The organism is Clostridium sp. UBA5712, from assembly GCF_002419845.1.
Lineage (GTDB): Bacteria > Bacillota > Clostridia > Clostridiales > Clostridiaceae > Clostridium_J > Clostridium_J sulfidigenes.
Genome location: NZ_DIGW01000011.1, coordinates 507,317 through 531,452 on the forward strand (window position 1 = coordinate 507,317; position 24,136 = coordinate 531,452).

At 30.8% G+C, this 24,136-nt stretch carries 22 protein-coding genes and 1 pseudogene; 4 read left to right on the forward strand and 19 right to left on the reverse strand.

The window, feature by feature from the left end:
• Nucleotides 1-18: 18 nt before the first annotated feature.
• The gene (locus tag B3B03_RS08655) at nucleotides 19-1,575 is read right to left on the reverse strand and encodes a hypothetical protein (RefSeq protein ID WP_346877014.1); all 1,557 of its coding nucleotides are present in this window, start codon (nucleotides 1,573-1,575) and stop codon (nucleotides 19-21) included.
• Nucleotides 1,576-1,753: 178 nt separating this feature from the next.
• Here B3B03_RS08655 and B3B03_RS08660 point away from each other — a divergent pair, with 178 nt between their 5' ends.
• Both B3B03_RS08660 and B3B03_RS08665 read left to right on the forward strand, forming a co-directional pair.
• Complete coding sequence (locus B3B03_RS08660) at nucleotides 1,754-2,542, forward strand: hypothetical protein (RefSeq protein ID WP_346846444.1); 789 nt, start codon at nucleotides 1,754-1,756, stop codon at nucleotides 2,540-2,542.
• A gap of 245 nt (nucleotides 2,543-2,787) precedes the next feature.
• Nucleotides 2,788-3,288 (forward strand): DUF4489 domain-containing protein, encoded by a 501-nt coding sequence (locus B3B03_RS08665; RefSeq protein WP_346846443.1) that lies wholly within the window; start codon nucleotides 2,788-2,790, stop codon nucleotides 3,286-3,288.
• 236 nt (nucleotides 3,289-3,524) lie between these two features.
• On the opposite strand, the gene B3B03_RS08670 is transcribed toward B3B03_RS08665, so the two are convergent.
• From B3B03_RS08670 to B3B03_RS08685, 4 genes are all read right to left on the reverse strand, one after another.
• Complete coding sequence (locus B3B03_RS08670) at nucleotides 3,525-5,255, reverse strand: NAD(P)/FAD-dependent oxidoreductase (protein ID WP_346846442.1); 1,731 nt, start codon at nucleotides 5,253-5,255, stop codon at nucleotides 3,525-3,527.
• A 67-nt stretch (nucleotides 5,256-5,322) separates the two neighbouring features.
• Nucleotides 5,323-6,462, reverse strand: coding sequence for an aminotransferase class V-fold PLP-dependent enzyme (locus tag B3B03_RS08675; protein WP_346877015.1), 1,140 nt, complete (start codon nucleotides 6,460-6,462; stop codon nucleotides 5,323-5,325).
• Nucleotides 6,463-6,793: 331 nt separating this feature from the next.
• A complete protein-coding gene (locus B3B03_RS08680) occupies nucleotides 6,794-7,324 on the reverse strand; it encodes a DUF4489 domain-containing protein (RefSeq protein ID WP_346877016.1) in 531 nt (176 codons plus the stop codon).
• Nucleotides 7,325-7,596: 272 nt separating this feature from the next.
• Complete coding sequence (locus B3B03_RS08685) at nucleotides 7,597-8,367, reverse strand: hypothetical protein (RefSeq protein WP_346846439.1); 771 nt, start codon at nucleotides 8,365-8,367, stop codon at nucleotides 7,597-7,599.
• A 222-nt stretch (nucleotides 8,368-8,589) separates the two neighbouring features.
• Here B3B03_RS08685 and B3B03_RS08690 point away from each other — a divergent pair, with 222 nt between their 5' ends.
• Entirely contained in the window at nucleotides 8,590-9,273 is a 684-nt protein-coding gene (locus B3B03_RS08690; protein WP_346877190.1) for a DNA alkylation repair protein, read from the forward strand.
• A gap of 244 nt (nucleotides 9,274-9,517) precedes the next feature.
• On the opposite strand, the gene B3B03_RS08695 is transcribed toward B3B03_RS08690, so the two are convergent.
• The 3 genes from B3B03_RS08695 to B3B03_RS08705 all read right to left on the reverse strand — a co-directional run bounded on the left by B3B03_RS08695 (nucleotide 9,518) and on the right by B3B03_RS08705 (nucleotide 11,529).
• A complete protein-coding gene (locus B3B03_RS08695; RefSeq protein WP_346877017.1) occupies nucleotides 9,518-10,480 on the reverse strand; it encodes a GNAT family N-acetyltransferase in 963 nt (320 codons plus the stop codon).
• Nucleotides 10,477-10,704, reverse strand: coding sequence for a hypothetical protein (locus tag B3B03_RS08700; protein ID WP_346846437.1), 228 nt, complete (start codon nucleotides 10,702-10,704; stop codon nucleotides 10,477-10,479). Before B3B03_RS08700 ends, B3B03_RS08695 begins: the two co-directional genes overlap by 4 nt.
• 390 nt (nucleotides 10,705-11,094) lie before the next feature.
• The gene (locus B3B03_RS08705) at nucleotides 11,095-11,529 is read right to left on the reverse strand and encodes a GNAT family N-acetyltransferase (protein WP_346877018.1); all 435 of its coding nucleotides are present in this window, start codon (nucleotides 11,527-11,529) and stop codon (nucleotides 11,095-11,097) included.
• 381 nt (nucleotides 11,530-11,910) lie between these two features.
• On the opposite strand from B3B03_RS08705, the gene B3B03_RS08710 reads away from it, so the two are divergent.
• The gene (locus tag B3B03_RS08710; RefSeq protein ID WP_346877019.1) at nucleotides 11,911-12,279 is read left to right on the forward strand and encodes a DUF6483 family protein; all 369 of its coding nucleotides are present in this window, start codon (nucleotides 11,911-11,913) and stop codon (nucleotides 12,277-12,279) included.
• Nucleotides 12,280-12,545: 266 nt separating this feature from the next.
• Here B3B03_RS08710 and B3B03_RS08715 read toward each other — a convergent pair whose 3' ends face one another.
• From B3B03_RS08715 to B3B03_RS08765, 11 genes and pseudogenes are all read right to left on the reverse strand, one after another.
• Nucleotides 12,546-13,559, reverse strand: coding sequence for a serine hydrolase domain-containing protein (locus B3B03_RS08715; RefSeq protein ID WP_346877191.1), 1,014 nt, complete (start codon nucleotides 13,557-13,559; stop codon nucleotides 12,546-12,548).
• 2 nt (nucleotides 13,560-13,561) lie between these two features.
• Nucleotides 13,562-14,338 carry a pseudouridine synthase gene (locus B3B03_RS08720; RefSeq protein ID WP_346877020.1) on the reverse strand — a complete coding sequence of 259 codons (777 nt, stop codon included), beginning with the start codon at nucleotides 14,336-14,338 and terminating at the stop codon, nucleotides 13,562-13,564.
• 549 nt (nucleotides 14,339-14,887) lie between these two features.
• On the reverse strand, nucleotides 14,888-15,658 hold the full coding sequence (locus B3B03_RS08725) for a CsxC family protein (protein WP_346877021.1): 771 nt from the start codon (nucleotides 15,656-15,658) through the stop codon (nucleotides 14,888-14,890).
• Between the two features lie 311 nt (nucleotides 15,659-15,969).
• Entirely contained in the window at nucleotides 15,970-16,782 is an 813-nt protein-coding gene (locus B3B03_RS08730; protein ID WP_346846432.1) for a CsxC family protein, read from the reverse strand.
• 301 nt (nucleotides 16,783-17,083) lie between these two features.
• Nucleotides 17,084-17,656: a DUF3862 domain-containing protein gene (locus B3B03_RS08735; protein WP_346877022.1), complete on the reverse strand. Its 573-nt coding sequence runs from the start codon at nucleotides 17,654-17,656 to the stop codon at nucleotides 17,084-17,086.
• A 183-nt stretch (nucleotides 17,657-17,839) separates the two neighbouring features.
• The gene (locus tag B3B03_RS08740) at nucleotides 17,840-18,445 is read right to left on the reverse strand and encodes an isoprenylcysteine carboxylmethyltransferase family protein (RefSeq protein ID WP_346877023.1); all 606 of its coding nucleotides are present in this window, start codon (nucleotides 18,443-18,445) and stop codon (nucleotides 17,840-17,842) included.
• Between the two features lie 213 nt (nucleotides 18,446-18,658).
• Nucleotides 18,659-19,807, reverse strand: a pseudogene (locus tag B3B03_RS08745) (PQQ-dependent sugar dehydrogenase).
• Between the two features lie 124 nt (nucleotides 19,808-19,931).
• Nucleotides 19,932-20,306, reverse strand: a complete 375-nt coding sequence (locus B3B03_RS08750; protein ID WP_346846428.1) for a phage holin family protein — start codon at nucleotides 20,304-20,306, stop codon at nucleotides 19,932-19,934.
• Between the two features lie 106 nt (nucleotides 20,307-20,412).
• Nucleotides 20,413-21,348, reverse strand: coding sequence for a DUF5692 family protein (locus tag B3B03_RS08755; RefSeq protein ID WP_346846427.1), 936 nt, complete (start codon nucleotides 21,346-21,348; stop codon nucleotides 20,413-20,415).
• A gap of 288 nt (nucleotides 21,349-21,636) precedes the next feature.
• The gene (locus B3B03_RS08760; RefSeq protein ID WP_346877024.1) at nucleotides 21,637-22,269 is read right to left on the reverse strand and encodes a histidine phosphatase family protein; all 633 of its coding nucleotides are present in this window, start codon (nucleotides 22,267-22,269) and stop codon (nucleotides 21,637-21,639) included.
• 339 nt (nucleotides 22,270-22,608) lie between these two features.
• The gene (locus B3B03_RS08765; protein WP_346877025.1) at nucleotides 22,609-24,045 is read right to left on the reverse strand and encodes a carbon starvation CstA family protein; all 1,437 of its coding nucleotides are present in this window, start codon (nucleotides 24,043-24,045) and stop codon (nucleotides 22,609-22,611) included.
• Nucleotides 24,046-24,136 lie beyond the last annotated feature (91 nt).

Sequence of the window (24,136 nt, forward strand, 5' to 3'; positions counted from 1 at the left end):
AAAGCTGTAGAAGTGACTTTATACTCCATTTGTCCTTCTTCTTAGTAATCGTTCCATAATGGATTGATTCTTTTCTAATTCAAGTTCTTCACTCAATCTCCTTTTTTCTTCATTTATGATCTCACCTTGCTGTTTAATTATTACATTTTCTTCTTGGCATTCTTTCAATTTACTTTCTACCGCTACTTTAATCTTCCTTTCTTCTAGCAATTGTTGTTTTGTATATTCTAACTCTTTTTGAATACTTGTTGTAAGGAGTTCTTCTTCCAAAAACTTTTTTTTTGTTCCCTCTAACTCTTTTTGAATGTTCTTCTGCAATTTCAAGAATATATTACAGTTCTCATCTGACTTCCGCTTTTGTTCTAATATTCTAGTAATTTGTTCCTCATATTCATCTATAAATCTTTGATTTTTTTGTAATTGTAAATTTAATGCTATAATTTTCTTTTCTAAATTTTTCTTTTCTAAATTTACACTAGATAATTCAAGTTTTAAACTTTCAATTGATTCTCTTTCCTGAAGTGTTGCTCCTTTAACTTGATTTCCTTCTTTTTTTAATGAATCTTTCATACTTGTTATAATTTCACTTGGATTAAACAAATACAAATCCAATCCACTAGTTCCATAAATTTTTTTTACTTTAGTAACACTATCCTTATCTATACCAATAAAACAATTATATCTTTCTACTGTAAGCTCATTACCTCTATCAAAATAAACTACGCTACTCCATTTTTTACCATCAAAGGCTGAATAGGAAATCTTCCCTTGTTCTAGCCAACAAACGTACAATTTATTACTTTTAGTAAATAATATAGGTTCTTTCAATTCTTTTCTACTTTCATGAACTCTGAATTCTTTTATACTTCCGATAATATCTATAGAAACATGATCAAGAAAATAAATAGAGTCTTCTCTAGATTTATTTAGTATATGAATTTCCTGTTGATCCATTAACACTTCAAACCCTATATCCTCTCCTTGAATGCCATAAAGTCTTCTTGCAATCGACCATCTGTGATTTTCAAAGTTACAATAGTTTAAAGATATCTCATCACCTTCATCTGAAATAAAAAATGCATAAATATTACCCTTTTTATTTACATGTACTGAATAATATTCTTTTAAATTAGGTATCAATATAATATCCTGTATTGTGGTAATTTTAGTTTCTTTTCCATTCCATATACAATGCATTAACACTCCATGGTCACTACCATCATTACCTACTAGTAAATAAAAGATGTGCATCTCATCTCCGATAATTTCTACTTTTAAGTTTTGTATTTCAAATTCTTCACTTTCCACTTGATATAGTAGCTTTCCCAACCATTGCGTATCTTTCATAGTACAGTATCTCAGTTCCCCTTTAGTATTACTGTATACCACATGTATTGTCTCATCTACACTAACATAAACATCGAATCCTAGCACCTCTACATCAATTAGAGTTTCTTTAGTCCATTTTCCTTCTCTGTACATAATTCTATAACATAACTCTTTATTGTCGTTTCGTGAAAACTTCCATATGTTATCTTTATAGTCACTATATATCCAAGGATATACACCATTCATACTCACTCCCCCTTTATAAAATTATATTTGAATAAAAACTTATTATGCACTTCTATATAACAAAAAATTATATTAACCTGACTTTTTAATATCACCACTTTAATATTCTGACATATGATGTATTGTAAGTATTAAATATATTTATATTTATCATAATTTTTCAAGAGGAGGAGAATTTATGTCCATTAACTTCAAGAAATTTGTGCCACGTCCTGGTCTTGTAAATAAACAAGGACGTTTACCTGATCCTTCAGAATTAGTTTGCATTGAAGTACCTAAGATTTTTGATCAATGCCTAATTAAAAGATGTCTCGTATACGGCGAAGGTCCAGACACAAATACAACAGATAGTCAATTAAGAAGCGATCCGCTCATTGATCCTAAGAGATATATTGGTAGTAGAGACTTCAATGTAGAGCTACTTTCCGTAGATAAGCTTCCGCTCAAAGGAAAACCTGGTTTTAAAAAAGTAGTTCTTAATTATGTGATTTCTTTCTATGCTGATTATATTGATTGCGATGGCGTAAACAAAAGTGAATTATATGAAATTAATAGGACAGATGTAATTGGAAAGTTCTACTGTCCTGATTCCATAGCTCAAATTTCAGCTAGTTTTGTACCTGTTCAACAGGCTGAAGATTTAGATTCTAACATTATAAAACTTGAAATGGTTGCTGAAGCTCTAGACGGTGAATTACTACAAGATCTAAATGGGGATGATGTTCTAGATATTACTTTAGGTTACTACATTGTTGTAAAATGTGAGCTTATTGTACAACTACTTATCCCAGCTTATGACTACTGTCCAGTTCCAAAAGAACCATGTGAAGAAGAACCTGACGAAGATCCATGTGAGAGATTTGATAGAGCCCCAATTCCTAAGTTCTATCCTGATCAAAACCTAGACCCATTATTCCCAGACTGTGACTGTGACGATAATGAAACTGTATTATCGGACTTGCTATAACTGAAGAATAATTAAGGGTTCTATATCTATATGAATAATGTACCTTCGGTAAAATTAGTAATTGTGAAAGGTGATAATATTTTTAAATATATTATTATATTTTTTTATAAATGCTTATCTATCATCACCTTTCTTCTACAAAAATCATATAATATAATAAAACACTTAACAAATAATTGCATACCTTAATTATTCATACAATTGATTTTATTAAAATTTATATAATTAGAGGGAGGATTCTATCTATGAATTCAATGTCAAAAGGTTATTATGATCCTTGCAGAAAAGAAATTAAAGAGGACAAACATTGTCCAACTATTATAAAATGTGGTACCCCTAGTTCTACTACAGTACCTGCAGCTACTGTAGCAGGTACAACTTTTACCGTTAGTTCTGTTACTTTAGATAATTCTTGCTTATGTAACCCAACAACTAAGCTAGAATTTGCAAGTAATCTTGTTGCTCCAGTTGCTTTTACAGGAACTATAAACTTTCAAGTATTTAAACTATGTAGAGGTCAATTTACCCCTGTTCCTGTTGGTCCTGCATGGACATTTGATTTAGTTGCACTACTTGCATCAGAAACATTCTCATTCTTTGTTTGTGATTGTGATTCTTGCTTTGATGATTGCTGTACCTATACTGTAGTTGCAACTGTTACTAGTGCAGTTACTGTTGGTACTCTTAATATCAACAATGCAACACTTGGAGCAATATCAACATGCGGTAGAAATAACTGTTGCTAAAAGTTAGGCATATATGAAAATAATTTGGTTTAGCTAATTTAAAGTTAAGGACATTTAATTATTGTCCTTAACTTTTTTATTGCAAGCGGTTTTATTGTGGAAGAAGATAGCCATGATAGCAAATACTCCCTCTATTCCATCTAACATTGGAAATCAAAACCTCTTGGGCATAGAATTACAAAATGACCTACATCTAGTTGATGTAGGCCATTGCATTTATACCTTTAAACTTCCGTCTACTCTTTACTAGCTATTATTTGCTTTGCTACTTCATTTGCTGAAATCATTCCACTCTGTAAGGCTCCTTGTTGTGATGCATGTTTTTGTGATATATGCTCTCCTGCAAAAAATACTCTATTCCCCATTTCTGGAATAGTTACAGCATAGGAAAACAGTGTTTTTTCCTGGGGCTTAGATAGTGCTCCTGCTCCCCATATATACTGTACATCAGACCAAATTAATGACTTATAGTCAATAAAATTCTCATTAATATAATGAGGAGGAAGTTCATGCATTTTTTCTAGATATCTTATAACGTCGTTAACTTGCAACTCAGGGTTTTCATTGCCTAATCTCACCGCTTCATGACACCAGCTGTAACTAGCAAGCAATGCACCTGGTTCTTCTGGACTTGCATCAGGCTTTAGCGTCCATTTCCCATATTTATTCGATACTGGTTTCGCATGATCTGATGGATAGTAAACTGAAGTTAGTGGGAGGTCAGTAAAAGATCTTCCGCCTACTATTTTTTTGGATGCATTCCCCATCTCCCAAAACCTTTCCTTAATATATAAATATACCTTTTGCGCTGTTTCATAGTTCATTTCATTTATTGCCTGCATCTTTGTCACCGTAAAAAGAGGATTAATCTCAACCCTCCTCAAGCTTGGAAAAGGCACGGCACATATAACATAATCATATTCCTCTAAATTCTCTTTACTTGTTCCACACTCTGTATATTTAAGAAGAATTTTATCACCTGAAGATGAACTATATATGCCATCAACTGGAGAGCCCATTTTTATATCTACATGACCTAATTTATCTTTATCTATACCTTTATATACATCTTCTATTTCTATATTATCACAAAGTGCTCCATATATCGAAAGCGGTAAGTTAATCATGCCATCGTTAATACGGTAAGTGCACTCAGAATCAGCAGTATAATATTGCTGTAGGATTTCAGTGAGACTTAGCTTAAAAAACTGCTGACTACCATCTAAATAGCCTAACATTGATATCGCATCTTCACTAAACTCTGCATTTTCATAGGCTCTTCTATAACTTAGTTTATCTATGTCCTCTATACTCTTTAAGTATTCGGGTTTAGTTTCAACTAACTCCTTTCTTGCTTCTGATGTAAGAGAATCTAGATATTTTTGATAAAATTTTCTATAAAGTTGCGAACGAACTTTGCTTCTATCACTGTCTGTTAAGTGAAATCTAGGATATATATTCCTTGATATATATTTCCCTTTAGGATCGTTCACAGCCTTTTCACCTCTTACATAAAACAGAGCATTAGTGTTATTATTTACAAATGGGCTTGTGTTAAGCTTAAAAAGATTGATATAATGCCAGGTAGTCTCATGAGATACTGGTATACTCATTGGTCCTAATTCACCATAATATCTTTTATTTCTATCAAAATAATATGTGTATACCCTACCCCCAATTCTCTGACTTGCTTCAAATAAAGTAATGTTGCATCCTATCTTTCTGAGTTCAAAGGCTGCAGCTAGCCCTGCCTCTCCCGCACCAATTATCGCTACCTTAATATCTTTAGCATACCCTGTTGGACAAATGTTTGTTATATCTTTAGGTGGACTCATTAAATCAATTATATTATTTAGATCATCTAATCTATTCTGCATCTTTAGTATATATTCAAGCATCGTGTATCTTTCACAATCAGAAGGATTGTCTATTTGATAAAGAGAGTTTGAATTATTACAAGCATTCATAACTTTCACATCCTAATGTTTTTTATTACATATATAATTATATATGTACTGTATCTTCCATTTCACATTATTTTAATTTATAAATCATCTTAATTGCTTCTACTAATTTTTCTATATCCTCAAAAGTATTAAAATATCCCGGACTCACTCTCACCGTACCAGCATACTCTGTACCAATTACGCCATGTATTAAAGGTGCACAATGGTAGCCTGTCCGTAAAGCAATTTCGTTTTCATTTAATTGTTCACCGACAATCGAAGCGTCAATTCCATCTATATTTAAAGAAATTACTGCACTTCTTTGTTTTTTAGAATCACTTCCATAGATTTTTACATAAGAAAGTTTTTTTATCTCTTCTAACAAATACCCTGTTAATTCTTCTTCACATTTTCGTATATTATCTATTCCAATTCTCTTAATAAATTTTATACCTTCACATAACCCAGCAATGCCTGGTGTATTTAGTGTTCCACTTTCAAATTGATCCGGAATAAAGTCTGGTTGGACCATAAAGTGTGAGTTACTTCCTGTTCCACCTTCCTTAAAATTCCTTAGTTTAATACCATCTCTTATAAATAATCCCCCTGTTCCTTGAGGCCCCAATAATCCTTTATGTCCCGGAAAAGCTAATAGGTCAATATGATTATTTTCTACATCAATGGGAATCACTCCCGCACTTTGAGATACATCTACCATAAATATAATCCCATTTTCCTTTGAAAGCCTTCCGATACTTTCGATATCCTGAATAGTACCTAGTACATTAGAAGCATGATTGATAATGATCATTTTAGTGCTTCCCTTGATCTCCTTTTTAATATCCTTAAAATTTACATAACCTGCTTTATCTACACCCACCAGAGTGATTTCAACTCCACCTTCATTTAATGAATGAAGTGGCCTTAAAACAGAATTGTGTTCAATTACTGTACTAATAACATGATCCCCTCTTTTTAAAGCTCCTTTAATTGATATATTTAGGGCTTCTGTAGCATTACTTGTAAAAATCAAATTTAAAGGACTAGGTATATTAAATAATTCACAGATACCTACCCTTGTTTCCATGATTTTCAAAGCTGATTTCACTGACATATCATGAGAGCCTCGTCCTGGATTAGCACAGTAATTTTTCATGCAATTTAGCATTTCTTCATAAACTACTGGTGGTTTTGGAAAGGACGTAGCTGCATTATCCAAATAAATCATATAAACCTCCTTTTCTAATCGCAATTCAAATAAATATATGACTTATCATTAAAGTAAGAAATACCTATGATGAAGTCTAAAGTCATAAAGCTCTTGCTTATTATATATTATATTCAAAAGGTTAAAGTTTCGTGATTGCTCATGAAAATATAAAGAATATAATTATTTCTAATAATGAAATATATCAATTATTCGCTAACCTATATATAGACATAACAAAATCCCGGCATGGAAAATTCACACTCCGAGACTTTGTTAATATTAATATCAGTAATTTAATTATTTATATATCAAAATTATCTAAACTAATCGATTTATATATGACTAATCTTTAGCAACAATTATTTCTACCACATGTTGATATTGCTCCAAGTGTTGCGTTGTTAATATTAAGAGTACCAACAGTAACTACACTAGTAACCGTTGCAACTACAGTATAGGTACAGCAGTCATCAAAGCAAGAATCACAGTCACAAACGAAGAATGAGAATGTTTGTGATGAAAGTAGTGCTACTAAATCAAATGTCCATGAAGGTCCAACAGGAACTGGCGTAATCTGACCTTTACAAAGTTTAAATACTTGAAAGTTTAGTGTTCCTGTAAAAGCAACTGGAGCAACAAGATTACTTGCGAATTCTAACTTAGTTGTTGGGTTACACAAGCAAGAATTATCTAAAGTAACAGAGCTAACAGTAAATGTTGTGCCTGCTACAGTAGCTACAGGGATTGTGGTTGCGCTAGGAGTACCACATTTTATAATAGTTGCGCAATGTTTGTCCTTTTTAATCTCCTTTTTGCAAGGGTCATGCTTGCAAGGATCATGTTTGCAAGGATCATAACAATCTTTTGACATTGAATTCATAAATAGAATCCTCCTTTTAATTAAATAAATTTTAATAAAATCAATTGTATGAGTAATTTAGTGTATTATCCTATTTATTAAGTGTTTTTATTATAATATATGAGTTTATTAGGAAAAAGGTGATGATAGATAGAAATTTATTAAAAAATATAGCAATACACTTAAAACTATCATTACCTTTCATAACTACTGATTTTAGTTAAGTTACATTCCTCATTTACCTGTAAAAACCTTAAGTATTCTTTTTATTATAATAAACTCTATAATTTTTACTAATCGTACTCTTCATCATTATCGTCACAGTCTGGGAATAATGGGTCTAAGTTTTGCTCTGGATAGAACTTAGGAACTGGAGCTCTATCAAATCTTTCACATGGATCTTCAGGCTCTTCTTCACATAATTCTTTTGGAACTGGACAGTAGTCATAAGCCGGTATGAGTAATTGTACAATAAGCTCACATTTTACAACAATGTAATAACCCAAAGTAATATCTAGAACATCATCTCCATTTGGATCTTGTAGTAACTCACCATCAAGAGCTTCAGCAACCATTTCAAGTTTTATAATATTGGAATCTAAATCTTGTGCTTGTTGAACAGGTACAAAACTAGCTGAAATTTGAGCTATTGAATCAGGACAGTAGAACTTCCCAATTACATCAGTTCTGTTAATTTCATATAATTCACTTTTAGTAATACCATTGCAATCAATATAATCAGCATAGAAAGAAATCATATAATTAAGAACTATTTTTTTGAATCCCCGCTTACCTTTAACTGGTATCTTATCTACAGATATAAGTGTTACATTGAAGTCTCTACTTCCAATATATCTCTTAGGATCAATAAGTGGATCGCTTCTTAATTCACAATCTGTTGTATTCGTGTCAGGACCTTCACCATATACAAGGCATCTTTTAATTAAGCATTGATCAAAAATCTTTGGTACTTCAATACAAACTAACTCTGAAGGATCAGGTAAACGTCCTTGCTTATTTACAAGACCTGGACGTGGTATGAATTTCTTAAAGTTAATGGACATAAATTCTCCTCCTTTTGAAAAACTGTAATAAAATTTAATCTATTTTATACTTTCAATACATCATATGCTAGAATAGAAAATTGGTGATAATTAAACCGTATATTATATTACATAAATAACTTAAATTAACAATGCCTTATAAAAAAATATTATTATTTAGATTATAATAGGGAATCTCTATGATAAAATATAATTAGGAAACTAAGGAGAATAAAAATGAAAATAAATAATATAATTAAGGAAAAACTTTCTATATTAGCACAGCCTAAATATCAAAAATTTTCTAGTGGCTTATTACCTGGTATTCACAACATCCTAGGTGTTCGTTTACCTGAACTTCGAAAAATTGCTAAAAAACTTGCAAAAGATGATTGGCAAGGTTATTTGCAAAATGCATCAGATGACAGTTTTGAAGAGATTATGCTTCAAGGGATGACCATTGGTTATGTAAAATCTGAGCTTTCTGATATATTGCCATACATCACAAGCTTTGTTAATAAAGTTGATAATTGGTCCGTATGCGATAGCTTTTGTAGTGGATTAAAACTTCCTAAACAATATCCAAAGGAAATGTGGGAATACTTGATGCCCTATCTTTCAGATACTGATGAGTATCATATACGTTTTGGAGTAGTCATGCTTCTTTTCTATTATATAGATGATAATCATATTGATGAAATATTAAAGCTATTGGATGGCATTAAACATACAGGCTATTACGTTAAAATGTCAGTGGCTTGGGCCATATCTATCTGTTATATAAGGTTTCCAGAGAAAACACTAAAATTTCTTAAAAATAACACTTTGGATGATATGACCTATAACAAAGCTTTACAAAAAATTACCGAATCATTACAAATAGATAAGGATACTAAATGCCTAATGAGAAATATGAAACGAAAATAAACAGAGTTCTTTGCTTCAGAGGGAGTTTTTACTCCCTCTGAAGCTTTAGAAATCGTTATCCAGGTACGTAGCAGCTCTTTACTCCCCCGCTTTGAAGAAGATGGGAGAATTAGAGCTGGTAGTCATCGGATAAATCAAAAAAGTGACCTCTAACAGTTCATAAACTGCTACAGGTCACTTTTAAACAACTTCTTCATGTTAAAGGTTTATATGATGCGTTCCTCTGATTGTGCACATTTAAAATTTATCTATCATTTATATCTTTATTAATTGGTCTTCTCATAGATAATAACATTGGTGTAAAATACTTTTTCCAAAACTTATTACCATATAGATTTGCTGTTTCAAAATCAACATGAATATATGGTACATTAAAATCCTTGCAATAATCATTGACGATTTTCAATAGCTCAATACCTATTTTTTTATTTCTATATTCTAATTTTATATAAGCACCAATTTCGTCGATTAAACCACATTTTTTTATAGACATATCTATAAAGTTATTGTTATCAGCAATACTTAAATTAATAAATCCCACCGGAATATCTTCGTGCCATGCAATAAACACATTTCTTTTTAATATTATTTCTTCAATCTCTTCTTTAGTAACCCTGTCTCTCTTAAGAAATAATGGTGCAGACGCATAATATTCATTGGATTCTTCTACAAGCTCATATAAAACATTAGCATTTTCCATGGTAGCTTTTCTAATATCACACATAGATTTTTCACCAGACTGAATATTACAATCATTAAATGCATCTATCAAATATGACCCATATCCTAAATCAAACAATATGTTTTTTAAATTTATATCATTAAAAAATATTGTCCACATATGATTAAAAATATTTTTATTAATCCATTCCTGTGATATACTTTTATATAATTTTAAATATACACTTTCTTTGTATTCTTCAATAGCAGAATGTCCTATTGCTGGACAAAACACTGTATTCTCTCCATTGAAAGGAAATTCATCATATGCAAAGAATCCAACTACCCTGTTGTCTAACTTTGCTACAACTGCACTTTGATTTTTAATTCTTTCAACAAGAAACTTTTCTAATAATTCTGTATCTTGTTTCCAATGTAATGGGAATTCACTATTATCACAATATAGTTCAAATTGTCTAACCCATATCTTCTTCGCCTTATTTATATCTGAGTCTTCCATATTGGTTACTTCTATCTCTCTAATCATTTTTTTATCTCCTTTTCTATTTTGGTATTGTTTATATCATTTTGAAACTTCCTTCTATAATCATCTATATGCTGTCCAGCTTTTTCATTTTTTCTCTTTCTCATCTCTCTTGCTACAATACTTTTATTAAGATTATTTGCCATTGCGGCCTCTGAGAAAGAGTACCCCTCTTCTACCATGTCTAGTGCTCTTTTAAGTTCCGCATCTGTATATTTTCTATTCATATATAGCCTCCACATTATTTTTTTCCTTAAAAATGGACATAAAGATACCGTAGACAATCAACCCTTTGTACTTGGCTACTCTATCTACGGCTACAAAAAACACGACCTTCCTGTCGCGTTACTTATCCTTTATAGGCAGTATTATGAAAGGTTAACTACTCCCGCAAAAATGCAACACAAATAATAGACTATGTCTAAAGTTACATTTAAGCCCATTTTAAGTTTTATACTAAAATCACCCTTTTACTTGTATTCATTAAAAACATCTCCTTTCATAAAATATTATTAGTAAATAACTGTTTACCTTGATAATTATACTTTTTTATGAATATTTTGTCAATTGCAAAATAACAACTAAAGATGTAATCAAAGTAACACCCTTATTCTATATTAACGTTGTTGCATATATAAGGTATTGGAATAGAATCCAAGTTTCTTATAAAACCCTATGGTAGTTTCATTCTCTTGTGATACCGTTACCCCAATTACTTTGCAATTATTTTCTTTCAACCACTCCATATGCTTAATTACAAGTTTCTTACCAATGCCACTTCCTCTATTATGCGCATCAACGTGAAGTGAATCAATTTCTCCTTTTCCATCAATTATCGTTGATATACAATACCCAATATATCCATCATCACTTTTGGCAACAGTAATTTTTATTGTCTGGCTCTCAAAATCTTTGATTCTCTCCTCAAAGCTAATAAACCTATAGGATTCCTTAAAGTATTCTGAAGTATTTTCATGATACTGTCTGTTTTTTTCCCATAAGTTCTTGATAACTTCAACCTCATCATAAGAAATATCAAAAATTTCATTCATATTTATCGCTTCCTTTCAATAGTCTTAATATAAGCATATCAATGTTCCAAATATATACAAGCAATTATGGAGCCGGTCTCCAGAATGTCCCTTGAATATTTCTTTACTTATGTAGACAAGTAGTCCTTTATATTGAGCTGCTGTCTACAGATATACCAAAACACGCCCCTTCTAATTATACTTTTTATGAATACGTCTAAACATTGAAATAACAACTAAAGATCCAATCAAATATAAATACTTACATTTTTCTTGTGATATAATAAATATATACAAAAATAAAGTAACATCTGTTAATATAAATTATTAGAGTGACTGTATAAAATTTAAGAATATAATTCCTTTAACCATACTAATTTAAAATAAGGAGTGACTTTATAAATGTATGAAAATGACTATATAATGAAAATGATAAAAACAGCCTTACAAGCAGTAGCTTCTATATTTAAAGGGAAAAGTGCTATAGAAAGTAGTATTGATGAAAACAGTGATGATATTACTATTGCAGAAGACCAGCTACTGGAAATAATGATTAGAAAATATATAATTGAAGGTGAAATCAATAAAGCTGAAAATATGCTGTTTGAAGCTATCAATTCTCATAAATCCCCTAGAAACTTAGAACTAGCATTATTCTTTTATGAAGAAATAAGTAAATGGACTGAAGATAAACTCATCAGTTGTAATTTCTCAAAAATAGAAATATTAGAAGGTTTAAATACTGTAAAAAGAATATATAAAAGAAGTTAATAATCAAAACTTCTAAATAAGATTTACAAAATCAGAGAATATACACTAAATTTTTGGACATACGTACCCTCTCATCAATCAAAATGAGAGTAGATAAATTTGTGTTTACACAAACTTATCTACTCTCCCTTTTTATCTATTTAACTTAATTCATCTATTATTTTCTTAGCTTCTTTATTGTTAGGATTCAACTCAAAAGATTTCTTATAACTCGCTAAAGCTTGCTTCTTATTACCTTGACATAAGTACATTTCTACTAAACTATCCTAAAGGTTAGCTGATCCTGGAAATATTTTTATTGATAAATTGAGCACATCTATTGCCTCTTTAATTCTTTTTCTCTCCAACAAGTTATAAGCAATAGCGTTAAATTCATCCTCATACACAAGATATTTTTCAATGGAATTTTCCTTTATTGTATAATACTCCTGTAATGCAATTTCAGAATTATTATTAAACATTGTTCTTACTATATGACTAGCAAGTGATCTTTTTATATATTCAACTTCTTCTCCTAAAAGTATATCTAAAATACTCTCGCATAAAACTTTAGTTCCAATATAATCTGAATTAATCATAACAACAACTGCAATACCTCTCTCTGGTAATATTATTAAATTGCTTCTAAATCCTGTATCCATACCACTGTGAGATCTCACTTTATTTTCTTTATATTCTCCTAAAAACCATGCCAATCCAATTTCCGAAGTATAACCACCCCAACCTGTTAAGGCATATTTTCTCCAAAGTTCTAAATAACTATGGGCTTCTAATATTTTATTTCCTTTAAATTTTCCGACCTTCATATTAGCAATAGCGTAGTTGCACATTTCAACTACATTAGAATACAACGTAGAGCTTGGACCATGTGCACGATTATAAGGAAAAACTTCACTAACCGTGGCACCATAGCCATTCTTGATATCTAAGACATGAGGACTTGTAAGTAGCTCCTTTGAAACTAAATGTTTAAAAAAATTGCTTTCTTTCATTTGTACAACATTGAGAATATTTTCTTTCATATATTTCTCAAAAGACATACCTGAAACTTTTTCAATAACATTTCCCAAAATCTCATAAGCAATATTACTATAGGCAAATTTTTCTCCTGGCTTCCACATAAGTTCTCTTCCACTAATGCTTCTAACGTACCTCTCTAAAGCATCTTCATTATATTGAGGCTTATTCCATTCATAATCCTCTTCATCTGGCATACCTGATACATGAGTTAACAATTGCCTTATAGTTATTTTTTTATATCTATCTCCAAAAATTATAATTTTTACACTAACTTGTGAACTTCCTCTTCTGTTAGCATTCGATACTGGCCTTTTTCAAGGGTTTCATCTAAGGTTAACTCCCCAATAGAAATCCTCTTTAAATATACCACATAACAACCAACTGCCTTTAACATACGCTTAACTTGATGTTTACGTCCCTCAGAAATTGTAAGATATCCACAGATAATAGGCTGATTATAATGTTTTGATTCTATATTATAAAACTTTCCAATATCAGTTTCCTGTTCTAACTCTTCATAGTTCCCACATTTCACCACTTCAATTTTAGCAGGCTTTGTTAATGCTTCACCTTCTCCAATGGAAATTCCATTCTCTAATCTATCCCTATCTTCATCATCTAATGAACCCAATGCCCAAAAGAAATATTTCTTTTCGACATGCCTTTCTGGACACATTAATTGATGATCAAAATCACCATCATTGGTAAAAAGCAATAATCCTTCTGTATCTTTATCTAATCTTCCAACATGAAATATCCCATTTATATTATCCTCATGAAAAAAATCAAAGACTGTTTTATTATCAGCATCCTTTCTTGCAGTAATACATCCTGCAGGTTTATGAAACATATAATACACCTTTTCTCTATAATCAACTACTTTATCAAGATACTCAATGATATCGGTACTCTCCTTAATTTCCATTACAGGCTCTGTTATCACTTCCCTATTTACTTTAACCTTACCTTCTTTAATATAATCCCTACTCTTTTTACGTGTCTCAACGAATGACCCTGCTAAAAATTTATCTAATCTCATGTTTATCCTCTTCTTTTCATATGTAAAATAATTTTAATTCTCTTTTCATAAGTAATTAGTAACTCTTTTAATATATAACAGTTTAGTCTATGAGTAAAGCTGTCAGTTTCTTAATAAGATAGTATTCCGATACATATAATCTAAACATAAACAGATTTCTTTGCTTCAGAGGGAGTTTTTTACTCCCTCTGAAGCAAAGAAATCGTTATCCAGGGTCGTAGCCGCTCTTTACTCCCACTTTGAAGAAGATGGGAGTATTAGAGCGGGTAGTCATCGGATAAAAATGACTAAGGTAATAATAAATCATGTCTTAATCCACTATTTTTAAATAAACATGCCTTATCAAAACAATTTTCTTTCATTTAATAGAAATTAAATTGTGGTATTCAATTACAATATAAACTAATGAATATTTATCTATTCTTAAAAACAGGCCCAAAACCTCTCTTAGTAGATTTTAGGCCTGTTTAATATTATCGAGTAATAAAAAGCTTTTACACTTATATTCATTTAGCAATGTTACACTTTTATATTTATACTATTTAATAATTATAGTGCTGCAATTTTTACCTGTTGTTCTTGTAGGACTTTTAGTGTTAAATTCACTACTATTTTTTCTGTGAATTCAGTAAATATTTGTTCTGCAGGAACTATGCAACTTATAGTTGGATTTATATGAATATCAACCTCAGCAATATCTGCTCTTACTAATTCAGTAAAAGGTTTTTCATTAAAGAATTCTGTAGAGAAAAAACTCTGACCACAAGGATTATGTCCAATTACGGGATCTGAACAAGCATTGCAACCTTGAAGTTTATCTGTAAAAAATTCTAATTCACTCTGAATTTCATTTTCAATAAAAATCGGTTCTCTAATAAAATTAATTCTTGTTGTAAAATTGAAAGGAACTTCAACTGTGCAACATCTTATATCTCCACAAACATTTGGACTTTCAATTATACTACAAGTTTTGGTTGCATACTCAATATTTTTTCTTATAAACCCCTCTATAAATAGTATTCCAGTATCAGGTGCACACTCTTGAAAAAATGGAATAATACGAGATTGAGTTAAAAATACATTTTTTTTAATTCGTTTAATTTCCATAGCTGGTTGGTCTAATGTGATAGTAGCTTCAACAGGAATTGTTATGTTTATCTCTGCTAATACAACTGGAATCTTAACAAATACAGGTCCAGATTTAATAACAACAGGTGTTACAGGAATTTGTTTAGTTAATGATTGTACTTTAGAAGTAATAGTTGCACAAGGATCTGCTACACATTCATAATCACTTGTATTTTTTGGGCTATCATTCATTATAAGATTTCCTCCTTATCTATCTAATTGTTAGTGTAAAGTTTTTTACACTAATTCTTTTTTAAAATTATATATATATCAATGCCCCCTTTTTTTATGTTATAATTGAATCGCAAAGCCAATCAAAACATCCAAAGGAAAAACATTGCTATGGATTCATGATATAAAGATATCTCATGCTTCCGATGAAGCTTATATTAAGTATTGTCATGCTTGATAAAGATAATATTTCTCTTAAAAACAGACCCAAAACCTCTCTTAGTAAGCTTTAGGTCTGCAATATATCATTTAAATAAGATTAATTTTTCAATTTAATTCCTGCATGTTGCTTGTGTTGCTTCTGTTGCTGTAATTTCTACCTGTTGTTCTTGTAATACTTTTAGTGTTAAATTTACTACTACTTTTTCTGTAAGTTGAGTAAATACTTGCTCTGTAGGAACTGCGCAATTTATAGTTGGATTTGTGTGAATATCAACTTCAGCAATATCCGCTCTTACTAATTCAGTAAAAGGTTTTTCGTTAAAGAACTCTGTAAAGAAGGAGCTCTGATCGCAAGGATTACGTCCAATTACTCTATCTGAACAAGCATCGCAACCTTGAAGTTTATCTGTAAAAAATTCTAATTCACTCGGAATGCTATTTTCAATAAAAATTGGTGGTCTAAGGAAAGCAATTCTTGTTGTGAAATTAAAAGGTACTTCAACTGTACAATGTCTTATATCTCCACAAACATTTGGAGTTCCAGCTGTCCTACAAGTTTTAGTTGCATACTCAATATTCTTTCTTATAAAACCTGCTATAAATAGTATTCCAGTATTAAATTGATCATCTTGAGAAAATGGAATAATACGGGATTGAGTTAAATATACATTCTTTCTAATTCGTTTAATTTCTATAGCTGGTTGGTCTAGTGTGATAGTAGCTTCAACCGGAATGGTTATATTTACTTCTGCTAACACAACTGGAATCTTAACAAATGCAGGTCCAGGTGCAATAACAATCGGAGTTACAGGAAGTTGTTCAGTTAGTGATTGTACTTGGGTAGTAACAGTTGCACAAGAATCTGTTGCACAAGAGTTTCCTACACATCTATTGTTATTTGCATTTATTTTATTGTCATTCATAATAACATTTCCCCCATTTTTATCTAATTAAACTATAGTTAGTGAGACCTTATACTATATAATATATGAATTTCTACTTTTTGTTCATATATAAATAAAAAAGTTTCTTTTATTTAGTAAATGCAATCATAAGCCTGTTGAAGAAACTTTAGAGTATCTAAAATAAATAAACAATATCCTCTTTAAAAATTTATTTGCATAAACTCAACCCTTAAAATAAATAAAAAACTAGGTTTCCCTAGTCTTTTATTTATATTTGTTTCAATTCATATACCTTTAGATTTATATCATAAATTAAATACTATTTTAAGTTAAATTGAGCTTTCATTTCTAGTTTTCCATCTGAAAAAGTAAAGTTAGCGTTTGAGCCATCTTTATTTATCCATGCATAGATTATAGCTTCCATATCCATAATTTTTGTTTGAGAAAGTATTTGTCCCTCACCTAATATACCTTTAACTTCATCATATGTCATTCCTTCTTTAACCTGATTATACTTGTCTAATGTTATTTTTGCATCCATACTTTCTAATCCAGCTTGAGCCTTTGCCGTAACTTCATCATTTTGCATGGTAATGGTCAAATTACTTATACCAGAACCATTCCAAGAATATAGATTGGTTTTAATCCCAGCTACCTCAGATGAACTTTCTTCTTTTCCATCTCCAAGTATATTTTTGACCTCATCATATTTAGCACCCATATTTATTTTCAAAAAATTCTCATAGGTAACTTTTGTGTCTGTTTTCTTTTCCTCTGTAACTGCTGGCGAATTAATTGCTGTATCATTTTGTGTCTCTACAGTTTTAGAGCTACATCCTACTAATCCTAAAATTAATAATCCACCAGTAATCATTGATAGTATTTTTCTCATCATTTCTCCCCCTTATTAGTTAAGTCCTTTATAATTGTATAATAATATAGGTCTTCTTACAATCACTTACATATAATGAGTAAAACTTATATAAATGAAAAAAAGAGACTAGATTTCTCTAATCTCCATATAGCTAACTGATAATATTGACCTTATTTCTGTTATAAAACATCATTATACTTCTCAAAATAACAGATATCTTGGTGTCTTATTTACATACTCACTATATTCCTTTTTAAATACTTCTTCCATATGATTTTCTTCTTGAAGTATTTGTAGATGTATACCAACTACAACTAATAAACCTACAATTACGATAATAAGATTTGCATAGGTAATTGCAGCTCCAATAAACATCAAGTCCATTCCAACAAAGGCTGGATTCCTACTGAATCTATAAAGTCCTGAAGTTATAAGTGATGTTTTTGTTGATTTATCTATACCTGCTCTCCAAGAAGTTTTCATGAAAACCATAGCCAATATAAAGAGTGAAACTCCTATTAATGTAATGACTACTCCAATAATGCTTACTGTAAAGCCTTTGCCAAGTCCAACAAACCACTTTTCTGTAAATGATGGGAATAAAGCACTAATAGTCCAAATCCCTATCCCTGCAAAAGTCATTGCTTTTAGAAACCTTTCAATAATAAGACTTTCTTTACTTTTAGTACCTTTACCAAAAACATTAGCTTTAATGTTGTTTTTCTTTGATAATATTATTAGTTTACCTATATATGAAATACCAAATATACATAGTAATGCAAATGAAACTATCTCTATTAACCCCATAATTATTCCCACCTTTAAAATTACTTTTTACTAATATTATTTATATGAATACTTATTCATATGTTCATGTAAATATTATATTCTCACCTCTAATTCGTGTCAATAGACTTTAGCAAAAATTTCTTATATAAAGGAAAACACACTGTACAGCAATAGGTAAAAATATATATCATATTATGAAAGTAAGAGTTATAATTATTGTAAATCTTATGTTCATTTTTGCTGGCTACTCCTAATTGGAATAATCCGAATAATTTTATCATCACCTATATTAGGATTACCTCTTCCATCTCTATTACTTGTTGTTAGGTAAATTGATCCATCTTTCCCCTGAATAATCTCACGTAAGCGCCCATATCTATTCTTCAACCATGAATCTACGCTATTTACTTTCGTTCCTTTTCCATTCAATGAAATAGTAAGTAGTTGTTCTCCACGCAAAGTAGCAACTAGTAATTTCCCTTGCCACGGTCCTTGTTCTACAAAGGCTATACCAGAAGGTGCCCACGTCTCTTCTTCACTGTGTATTAATGGCTTTTGCACTATAACTTCCTTAGAGTCTTCATTTCCTTGAACCAGAGGTCATCCATAATTAGCTCCTGGCTGTATAATATTTATTTCATCATGAGCGGTCTGCCCATGCTCAGATGCATACAATATATTTCTTGAATTCCAGGCTAAACCCTGAGGATTTCTATGACCAAAGCTATAAACAGGTGAATTTACATTTGGATTATCTTCAGGAATACTACCATCTAATTTTATTCGCAGTATTTTCCCTGCTGTGCTTGTGACATTTTGTGCCAATGCAGAATTACCTGCATCCCCCGTCGTAATATATAATTTTCCATCTGGCCCTATCTTTATCCTACCACCATTATGAATCCGCCCACCAGGGATTTTATCAATAAGTACTCTGTCAATAGATGCCTTGTTATTATTTTCAATCAATCTCACAACACGATTGTTAACTTGATTACCTTCTGCATATGAATGCATAACATATATATAATGGTTTTGAGAATAATTTGGATCTAATGCAATTCCCATCAATCCACCTTCCCCTTGGCTTACAAAGGGTGCACTAAATCTGATCAGTGGCTGCGGAAGAAGTTTGCCATCTTCAATAATTCTAACTGCTCCAGACCGCTCTGTAAAATATAATTTACCTTCATTGCTTATATCTATGGCCCAAGGTACATATAAATTTTCAGCAATAACTTCAACTTCATAGGGAAGTTCTCTTGAAATACCGCTCTTTGCTTTCCCTCTAGAGGCGTTATCTCCACGTAATATCATATTAGATAAAACATTGTAAATCTTTCTTTTCATGCTACTATCCTCCAAACTTAAATAAATCATATATCAATGCACACTTTATTTATATTATTAAGTATTCATGTTAATGTTCCATTTTTACATAAATAAAAAGAACCCTATTTCTAGAGTTCTTCCTTTAATCATTTCAATATGATGTATTTAAAAATTACATTGCTCTTGATGGAAATACAGCATCTATTACACCAATTACTAAAGCTGCTAATATTGCGCCTAGAAGAGATACCCTCATATTTGGCACTAAAAATTGTGCTACATATATTATTACAGCTGCAATAATAAAACCTTTTATTCCTTTTCCAAAAGGTGATGCATCAACTCCCATGAATGCTTCTACGAAATAGTCTAATACAGTTATTACAACTGCTGCAATTAGATATGACCATAATCCATAAATACTAAATCCTGGAGTTAAAAATGATGTTATACCTAAAATAATTGCAACTAATATCAATCTTCCTGCCCATCTTAAAATACTATTTCCACTAGAACCTTCTTTTCTTACCTCATTATTATCTGGCATAAGAATTCCTCCTTTAATAGAAATTTTAATTTCTTAAAGGTATTATGCCCATAAATTCCAAAAATATAATCTCCTATATACATATTAAATTATTATACTTTTTATATTATCTATTTTCTTCAACTACCTTCTTATAGGCTTTTGTTTCTACAAAAATTTCATCTTTTAGTGGATTAAGTTTATTTTTATGAATCTTATTAAACTGATAAATTACTAATGCTACATTTGCTATTAAAGATAATAAACTTAAAATAAAAAATGCTTTTGGATTATGTGTAGTAGCTACAGGTGCTATACGATCTGCAAAGGAAGGTACTGTCATAACAAACATAATCCATAGGGCAAGTGTCTGTGCACGATGCTGTAGCCATGCTCCTTTTTTGATAAAGAAAGCAGGTATGGTGCAAGAAAGTAACAGTGCCAAACCACAATAAAATGAATGATCTGCTATACAATTATATGTATAGGCAAAATTCCACAAATCATATGCTATAATCCAAGGCCATATCATATCAGGCCATATCATATCCTTCGTTTTATCTTTAGAAATAAAAATACCAACCCATCCGCAAATGGCAATAATGTTTAGTAATCCAGCTATACCATTCATGATATTCCATGATCCTGACATTACCCAAAGATTGTCTACATATGCTCCGTTCCATGCACCATATGTAAAGCATTGAAAATCACGAATAGCTGCTTCGAGAATATTAATTGCCAAAATAAGTGGTGGAAAGCATAATACCCACTTCTTTTTAGCAAGTGATGGAATATAGCGAATAGCCATAAATCCAAGGCACCCTGCCAGTGCTGAGTAAGTTTTTACCCAGTTAAACCAAGTACCTGTTCCATATTCATTTCCTGGAGCTGCAGTTGTTGGCCAAACAAAAATAGTTAAACCTATAGGAACAATTAAAAAAAGTATAATTCCGCCCCATTTTGTTGAACGACCAAGCTCATTAAAAGCCATTAAGGCGAAAAGAATAAAAAGCCAAATAGCCCAACCTGTAAAATTGGTTGACTCATAAAAAAAACCCATAATATTCCCCCCCTAAAAATAATATTTGACATAATTCTATTATGTCTCTTCATAACAAGCAAAGATATGTAAATATTTAAAGTTTAAATATATTTATCTGTTATCTTAGTAATTATATTACATATTGACTCTTTGGTCAAATATTTAAAACGCCCCAAAACCCCCATGAACAGCACAACTATTTATATAGTTTTATATTTATATAGTTTCCTATATAACTATTTTCCTGTTTAAATATTTATATAGACATATAGTTTTATATACTCCTATTTCTCTATAAATCTAGGTTTATATTTCCCTATGATAATATAAATGCTCAACACTATTGCTCATAACTATTTCCCATTTTCCTTCTATATGCTCAATTTTGTGCATTCCAGTAGTAGATGTTTTAGATAGTTTAGGTGACTTATTTGTCCACTTTATATTATTTAATATATAGTATAAAACATTTATTACTCCACCATGAGTAAGAATCATTACATCATCTTCTTCCATTCCTGTTGAAATATTGTTGCAAAGTTCTAGAAAAGTACTTTGTATTCTCTTGTAAAACTCACTAGGGCTTTCCCCATTTGGATATCTCTCACTCATGTCTAGTGTATTAAAAAAGAGTCCAGGATATTTTATTAATGCATCCTTGTTATCCATTCCTGCCAGAACTCCATTATTTATTTCTCTCCAATCACTACAATACTTCACTGGTATATTTAATTTACTTTCAATCTCCTTAGCTGTTTCAACAGCTCGTCTTAAATCACTGCTTATAATTTTATTAATGCTGTACTTTTCTTTATTATCACTTAAATAATTTGCTAATAATTGGGCTTGTTCCATGCCCTCCTCTATTAAACCCAAATCACTCCATCCACCTCTATAATTTTCATTGTCCATACCATGTCTAACTATGTATATAGCCAATTTACCACTCACTCCTTCCTAGTAACCGAATAAACTATAACTACCATTTACCCTAAAATACTATTACTTTAATCGAATATAGAGCCTATTATTACAATTACATACTTTTATAATAAATTTATAGTTACAATTTGTAAACTATTTTATTTATTATAATATAATCCTTATCCAGGTATGTAATAACTCTTCACTCCCTCTTTAAATTAGATGGAAGTATTAGAGATGATATCAACCGTATAAAAATATATAAAAAAGTACCTATAAGCTAAACACTTTTGTGTATCTAGCCTATAAGTACTTTTATTCCATTAGTATTTTTATAATGAACTTTATAGAATTTTAAATTTTACCTTTTGCTTTTGTTTCTACTTTTTTTGCTGCTATTAAGAAAATTACCATTGCTACAATTGCACTTACAATTCCTATTGGATATGAAATACTTTGAGAAAGCTTAAAGCCTTCTGGTGCAATTAAAATGTAAGATGTACATACTGCTGTCATAAATGTTGCTGGTATAGTAGCAATCCAGTGTTTTTTACCTTTAGTAACTAAGTACATGCCTGATGTCCATAATACTATTGTAGCTAAAGTTTGGTTAGACCATCCAAAATATCTCCATACTATTCCAAAATCCATCTTAGTTAATATAAAGCCTACTACAAATAAAGGAATACTAATTATAAATCTATTTTTAATAGGTCCTTGATCAAGTTTAAATGAATCAGCTATAGTTAATCTTGCACTTCTAAATGCTGTATCCCCAGAAGTTATAGGACATGCTACAACTCCAAGTATAGCTAGTAATCCACCTACTCTTCCAAGTAAGCTTCCGCAAATTTCGTTTACTACCCAAGCTGCTGTATGACCTTCTATTGCCATAGTAGCATTTAACTCTGCTACTCCACCAAAGAAGCTCATTGCTGCTGCAGCCCAAATTAAAGCAACTACACCTTCTGCTATCATTGAACCATAGAATATTTTTCTACCTTGCTTTTCACTAGTTATACATCTTGCCATTAAAGGTGATTGTGTTGCATGGAACCCTGAAATAGCTCCACAAGCAATAGTTATAAATAACATTGGGAATATTGGATTTTTATCTGGGTTTGAATGCATATTAATCAAATTAGCCGGTATTATTTCTGGTATATCAAATCCACCAAAAATTAATGCACCACCAACACCAATTGCCATAACTAATAAACAAATTCCAAAAATAGGGTATATCTTTCCAATAAGCTTGTCTATAGGAACCATTGTTGCAATTATATAATATGCAAATATAATATATATTAATAATGTAATGTTTAATCCTGTTAATCCTTTTAATATACTTGCTGGTCCAGTTACAAATACAACTCCTACAAGAACTAAAAGTATTACTGAGAATACTCTCATAAAGTTTTTGAAGCCTTTTCCAAGGTATTGACCTACAACTTCAGGAATACTTGTCCCATCATGCCTTACTGAAAGCATACCAGAAAAATAATCGTGAACTCCACCTGCAAATATACATCCAAAGACAATCCACAAAAATGCTGATGGACCCCACATTGCACCTGCAATTGCACCAAAAATAGGTCCTAAACCTGCTATGTTAAGAAATTGAATTAAGAAAATTTTGTATGCAGGCATTTTAACAAAGTCTACACCATCCTCTAGCCTTACAGCAGGAGTTTGAATTTTTTCATCTGCTCCAAAAGCCTTTTCCACAATTGCACCATAAATAAAATAACCTATAATAAGAGCAATAATCGCTAAAATAAATGATACCATTTGGACCCCTCCTAATTAATTATTTGTTAACAAAATTATAATATGTTTTTTAGGAGTTTATACGGTTTCATACATGAAAAAACAAAAAAAG

What these genes read in the sequence shown, in the direction of transcription:
- B3B03_RS08655 (WP_346877014.1), bottom strand. Translation starts at nt 1,575, where the DNA reads ATGAATGGTGTATATCCTTGGATATATAGTGACTATAAAGATAACATA.
- B3B03_RS08660 (WP_346846444.1), top strand. Translation starts at nt 1,754, where the DNA reads ATGTCCATTAACTTCAAGAAATTTGTGCCACGTCCTGGTCTTGTAAAT.
- B3B03_RS08665 (WP_346846443.1), top strand. Translation starts at nt 2,788, where the DNA reads ATGAATTCAATGTCAAAAGGTTATTATGATCCTTGCAGAAAAGAAATT.
- B3B03_RS08670 (WP_346846442.1), bottom strand. Translation starts at nt 5,255, where the DNA reads ATGAATGCTTGTAATAATTCAAACTCTCTTTATCAAATAGACAATCCT.
- B3B03_RS08675 (WP_346877015.1), bottom strand. Translation starts at nt 6,462, where the DNA reads ATGATTTATTTGGATAATGCAGCTACGTCCTTTCCAAAACCACCAGTA.
- B3B03_RS08680 (WP_346877016.1), bottom strand. Translation starts at nt 7,324, where the DNA reads ATGAATTCAATGTCAAAAGATTGTTATGATCCTTGCAAACATGATCCT.
- B3B03_RS08685 (WP_346846439.1), bottom strand. Translation starts at nt 8,367, where the DNA reads ATGTCCATTAACTTTAAGAAATTCATACCACGTCCAGGTCTTGTAAAT.
- B3B03_RS08695 (WP_346877017.1), bottom strand. Translation starts at nt 10,480, where the DNA reads ATGATTAGAGAGATAGAAGTAACCAATATGGAAGACTCAGATATAAAT.
- B3B03_RS08700 (WP_346846437.1), bottom strand. Translation starts at nt 10,704, where the DNA reads ATGAATAGAAAATATACAGATGCGGAACTTAAAAGAGCACTAGACATG.
- B3B03_RS08705 (WP_346877018.1), bottom strand. Translation starts at nt 11,529, where the DNA reads ATGAATGAAATTTTTGATATTTCTTATGATGAGGTTGAAGTTATCAAG.
- B3B03_RS08710 (WP_346877019.1), top strand. Translation starts at nt 11,911, where the DNA reads ATGTATGAAAATGACTATATAATGAAAATGATAAAAACAGCCTTACAA.
- B3B03_RS08720 (WP_346877020.1), bottom strand. Translation starts at nt 14,338, where the DNA reads ATGAGATTAGATAAATTTTTAGCAGGGTCATTCGTTGAGACACGTAAA.
- B3B03_RS08725 (WP_346877021.1), bottom strand. Translation starts at nt 15,658, where the DNA reads ATGAATGATAGCCCAAAAAATACAAGTGATTATGAATGTGTAGCAGAT.
- B3B03_RS08730 (WP_346846432.1), bottom strand. Translation starts at nt 16,782, where the DNA reads ATGAATGACAATAAAATAAATGCAAATAACAATAGATGTGTAGGAAAC.
- B3B03_RS08735 (WP_346877022.1), bottom strand. Translation starts at nt 17,656, where the DNA reads ATGAGAAAAATACTATCAATGATTACTGGTGGATTATTAATTTTAGGA.
- B3B03_RS08740 (WP_346877023.1), bottom strand. Translation starts at nt 18,445, where the DNA reads ATGGGGTTAATAGAGATAGTTTCATTTGCATTACTATGTATATTTGGT.
- B3B03_RS08750 (WP_346846428.1), bottom strand. Translation starts at nt 20,306, where the DNA reads ATGCCAGATAATAATGAGGTAAGAAAAGAAGGTTCTAGTGGAAATAGT.
- B3B03_RS08755 (WP_346846427.1), bottom strand. Translation starts at nt 21,348, where the DNA reads ATGGGTTTTTTTTATGAGTCAACCAATTTTACAGGTTGGGCTATTTGG.
- B3B03_RS08765 (WP_346877025.1), bottom strand. Translation starts at nt 24,045, where the DNA reads ATGGTATCATTTATTTTAGCGATTATTGCTCTTATTATAGGTTATTTT.